1 pseudogene is annotated in these 407 nt (G+C 59.2%); it reads right to left on the bottom strand.

The window, feature by feature from the left end:
• Nucleotides 1-150 precede the first annotated feature (150 nt).
• A pseudogene (locus tag AUK77_RS02280) lies at nucleotides 151-407 on the bottom strand (phosphopantetheine adenylyltransferase); the annotation flags it as partial.

Below are 407 nucleotides of genomic sequence, written 5' to 3' on the forward strand. Positions count from 1 at the left end.
TCGCAGTTGATGCAGTCGTCGGTGATGATCAGGGACATGTCAGAACCACTCCTGCTGACGCTCGGCAGCGCAGCCTAGATGTGTACAGAAAGACGGTGGGGGAATTGTGCCGCATCGCGGCCGCGCATGCACGCGGCCTGGCGAGCGCGATCAGCGCTTGAAGCGTTCGGTCAGCGCGGCGGCGACGGCCGGGTGCACGAAGTTAGAGATGTCACCGCCCAGGGCGGCGATTTCGCGCACCAAAGTCGAGGAAATAAACGAATACTTTTCCGGCGGTGTGAGGAACAGGCTTTCCACATTCGGCGCTAACTGGCGGTTCATGTTGGCCAGTTGAAACTCGTATTCAAAGTCAGACACGGCGCGCAGGCCGCGCAGAAACACATTGGCACCCTGTTCTTTGGCAAAGT

It is taken from the genome of Pseudomonas sp. Ga0074129, from assembly GCA_001465025.1.
Lineage (GTDB): Bacteria > Pseudomonadota > Gammaproteobacteria > Pseudomonadales > Pseudomonadaceae > Aquipseudomonas.